2 protein-coding genes are annotated in these 4,521 nt (G+C 51.4%); one reads left to right on the top strand and one right to left on the bottom strand.

Annotated features, from left to right (window positions below):
• Positions 1-219: 219 nt before the first annotated feature.
• Positions 220-2,043: an ABC-F family ATP-binding cassette domain-containing protein gene (locus tag KSW37_RS15120; protein WP_217315254.1), complete on the bottom strand. Its 1,824-nt coding sequence runs from the start codon at positions 2,041-2,043 to the stop codon at positions 220-222.
• Positions 2,044-2,194: 151 nt separating this feature from the next.
• On the opposite strand from KSW37_RS15120, the gene rho reads away from it, so the two are divergent.
• A complete protein-coding gene (rho, locus tag KSW37_RS15115) occupies positions 2,195-4,414 on the top strand; it encodes a transcription termination factor Rho (protein ID WP_217315252.1) in 2,220 nt (739 codons plus the stop codon).
• Positions 4,415-4,521 lie beyond the last annotated feature (107 nt).

Raw genomic sequence — 4,521 nt, 5'->3', positions numbered from 1 at the left:
ACACTATTTCAAAGAACGTGGGTCTATTCCTTACGGACAAGACTCCTTTAAATGAATTGTTTAACAAAGCTGTTCCAACAGAAGAGACGGAGGATTGGCTATATCCTAGCCTTTTCAGGCCCGATGATTTCTAAACGGGACAGCAGTGAAATGTTTATTATTAACGGCCGCACATCAACTAATCATAAAGTTCAATGTTCAACGCTCAAAGTTCAATGCCTAGAGCATTTCAGCCAGTTCCAGCCATCTCATTTCCTTCTCATCAAGTTCATCCTTGATTTCTGGCAGGCGCTTGCTCTTCTCCGTCAGTTCCTCAACCGATAGATTTCCGCTGCAGAGTTCCTCTTCCAGCTTCTTCTGTTCCTCAGTCAGCGCATCTATTTCCTGGGTCAGCTGCTCATATTCGCGCTTCTCCTTATAGCTCATCTTGCGCTTGTTCTCAAAGTTGGCGTCGCGCTTTGCCGTGCCTGCTCCGTCGTTTTCAGCCGTGGCATTTCCGTTCTTTGCCGGTTTCGCCTGTTCTGCCTCGTCCTTCGCCTGCATCCGGCTCCATTCCCTGTACTGCGTATAGTTGCCAGGGAAATCCTGAATTTCGCCTTCGCCCTTGAAAACCAGCAGATGGTCTACTACCTTGTCCATGAAATAGCGGTCGTGGCTCACTACGATTACGCAACCCGCAAAATCCTGAAGATATTCTTCCAACACCTGCAGCGTCTGGATGTCGAGGTCGTTGGTCGGCTCGTCCAGCACCAGGAAGTTCGGATTCCTCATCAGCACCGTACAGAGATAAAGCTTGCGCTTCTCGCCGCCACTCAGCTTGTAAACGTAGTTGTGCTGTTCCTCAGGCGTAAAGAGGAAGAACTGCAGAAACTGCGAAGCCGTCATGTGCTTGCCGCCGCCCAGGTCTATGTAATCGGCAATCTCCGTAATCACGTCAATCACCTTCTGGTCTTCACGGAATTTCAGTCCCTCCTGCGAGAAATAGCCAAAGCGAACCGTCTCGCCGATGTCAAACTTGCCGCTGTCGGGCTGAACCTCGCCCAGCAGCATCTTGATGAAGGTAGATTTTCCCGTTCCGTTATTACCCACAATACCCATCTTCTCGAAGCGGGCAAAGTTGTAGTAGAAGTTGTCGAGAATCACCTTCTTCTGTCCCCTGTCGTCGAAAGCCTTGCTCACATACTGGCATTCGAAAATCTTCGAACCAATATAAACGGTAGAAGCCTTCAGTCTTACCTGCCGGTCTTCGATGCGCTGCTTTGCCACCTTTTCCAGCTCGTAGAAGGCATCCTCGCGGTATCTCGCCTTGTGTCCGCGAGCCTGAGGCTGACGGCGCATCCAGTCGAGTTCCCTGCGGTAGAGATTCTTCGAGTGCTGTATTTCTGCTCTCAGATTGTCCATTCTCTCCTGCCTCTTCTCCAGATAGTAGGCATAATTGCCTCGGTAGGTGTAGATGGTGCGGTCGTCGAGTTCCAGAATCGTATTGCACACCTTGTCCAGGAAGAATCGGTCGTGCGTTACCATGAAGATGGTCTTGTTGCCGCGGTTCAGATAACCCTCCAGCCATTCTATCATCTCCAGGTCCAGGTGGTTGGTCGGCTCATCCAGCATCAGGAAGTCGGGTTCCGTAATCAGCACATTTGCCAGCGCCACTCGCTTCTGCTGTCCGCCGCTGAGCTGTCCCATCGGCTGATCCAGATTGGTAATGTGCAGCTGGGTGAGAATCTGTTTCGCCTTCAGCACCTTCTCCGGATCATCCTCATGATTGAAGCACGCCTGCAGCACACTTTCCTCCGGATCAAACTGCGGCGACTGCTCCAGATAGCCCACCTTCAAGTCGCGTCGGTAGATGATGTCTCCGCTCTCGTGGCCCTCTTTATCCATCAGCACCGACATGAGTGTAGACTTTCCCGTGCCGTTTCTCGCCACGAGTCCCACTTTCTGTCCTTCAGCGATAGAGAAGGAAATATTATCAAAAAGAACCTGTGCACCAAAGCGTTTGGTGAGGTTTTGAACGTCTAAATAGGGTATTTGACTAGCCATTTTTATTTTTTTTGTGCAAAGATAGGCAAAATATTTGGCAGAAACAAATTTTTTAATTATCTTTGCACTCGAATTTATCAATCAATACCGTGTTTCCATTCAGAAACGCGACATTTCAGAAAGAAAATCATTAATATACAATATATAATATATGTATAGCAAAGAAGAATTACAAGCAAAGAGTGTCGTTCAGTTGAAGGACATTGCAAAGGAACTAGGAGTCAAGGTCAAGTCGGGCGATAAGAAGGAAGCTGTCGTCTACGCCATTCTCGACGCCCAGGCAGAACTGCCTGCTTCTGATGCATCCCCTAAGCGCAAGCGCACCCGCATTGCAACCAAGAAAGAAGACCGTGTTTATTCCGTACACGGCAATGAGGGAGAAAATTTCGACGTGCAGAAGAACCAGGTATTGGGTCCTAACGGCGGCGAAGCAGCTCCTCAGGCTAAGAACGAAACTGCACCAGCCCCAGCGGACGAGGAAGAAATCCAGTTCAGCCCGGCAGAGCAGAGTTTACAATCAGCAGCCCAGAAGCAGGTTCTCAACCAGACGGGCGAAGACATAGAGTCACAGGTACTTGCCAACTTCCCGAAACACCGCGGCAGAAGAAGCAAGGCTGAACTCGAGGCCATCGCTGAAGCCAGAGCTGCAGCCATCAGAAAGCATCAGGCGGTAAAAGCCGAGCTTGAAGCCCAGATGGCGAAAGATGCGCAGAAGAAGGATAACGACCAGCAGACTGAGGCTAACCAGCCGGCAGAAGCTGCAGCCGATAACCAGCAGGCTGCTCCTGAGCACGCAGCCGTTCCTGAAGAGCAGTTCTCTGCCGGAAACGCAGAGAGCGCCAACATCAGCGGCGATTTGCAGGCGATGCTCCAGGCTAAGATGAACGCACAGAATGCAGCAGCCGCTCCTGCTCCAGCAACTCAGGAAGCCGCTCCAGAAGCTGCTCCAGCTCCAGCTGAGGCAAAGGAAAATGCTACTGAAGAAACTGCAACCGACAAGAAGCAGGAGTCAGCTCCTATCCACTATACAGAAGGTATGAAGGTAGAACTCGATGCAGACGGAACCTGGAAGGGTGATCCGGGCGATGGAACCGATTTCATCCCTGTAGTCGACATTCCTATCGAAGACCAGGCTGCCATTCCTACAGTCGACATCTTCGACCGTCCTACCACTCCACAGGCTTCTCACCAGCACACACCAGCTGCTCCTGTTGCCAAGAACAAGCAGCAGGAATCACCAGCTTACGATTTCAGCAATCTCGTGAAATCCAACGGTGTGCTCGAAGTGATTTCAGAAGGCTACGGATTCCTGCGCAGCAGCGATTACAACTACCTTTCTTCACCGGATGATGTTTATGTAGCATCCAGCTTCGTCAAGAAGTTCGGTCTGAAGACTGGCGATGTCATCGAGTGCAAGGTGCGTCCGCCTCACGAGGGCGAGAAATACTTCCCGCTCACCAGCATCATCAAGATCAATGGCCGTGACCCGTCAGAGGTTCGTGACCGTGTTCCTTTCGAGCACCTCACCCCACTCTTCCCTAACGAGAAGTTCAATCTCTGTGGCGACCGCCGAACCACCAATCTCAGCACTCGCATTGTAGACCTCTTCTCACCAATCGGTAAGGGTCAGCGTGCGCTCATTGTGGCTCAGCCTAAGACCGGTAAGACCATCCTCATGAAGGATATTGCCAACGCCATCGCAGCCAACCATCCTGAGGCTTACCTCATGATGCTGCTTATCGACGAGCGTCCTGAGGAGGTTACCGACATGGCACGCACCGTGAATGCAGAGGTTATTGCCTCTACCTTCGACGAGCCGGCAGAGCGCCATGTCAAGATTGCCGGAATCGTGCTCGAGAAGGCTAAGAGAATGGTAGAATGCGGACACGATGTTGTCATCTTCCTCGATTCCATCACCCGTCTCGCTCGTGCCTACAACACCACAGCTCCTACTTCTGGTAAGGTGCTCACCGGTGGTGTGGATGCAAACGCCCTCCAGAAACCTAAGCGTTTCTTCGGTGCTGCGCGTAACATCGAAGGCGGCGGTTCGCTCACCATCATCGCTACTGCCCTCATCGATACGGGTAGTAAGATGGATGAAGTCATCTTCGAGGAGTTCAAGGGAACAGGTAACATGGAGTTGCAGCTCGACCGCTCACTCAGCAACAAGCGCATCTTCCCTGCTGTCAACCTCGTTTATTCGTCTACACGTCGCGATGATCTCCTGCAGGACAAGACTACGCTCGACCGCATGTGGATTCTGCGCAAGTATCTGTCAGACATGAATTCTATCGAGGCGATGAGCACCATCCACAAGAACATGCAGCATACTCGCAACAACGAAGAGTTCCTGCTCTCTATGAATTCATAACCCAAGTTTAGCAAGTGGTTTAAGTACGGGCTGAAGGCCCAAAAGCTCCTAGCCCAGGGCGATGCCCTGGGCTAGGAGCTTCTGCCCTTTCAGGGCGTGTGGAGCTT

The sequence above is a fragment of the Segatella copri genome (assembly GCF_019127135.1).
Taxonomy (GTDB): Bacteria; Bacteroidota; Bacteroidia; order Bacteroidales; family Bacteroidaceae; genus Prevotella.
Note: the sequence above shows the minus strand (reverse complement) of the source record. Positions and strands in the feature narration are given on the sequence as shown.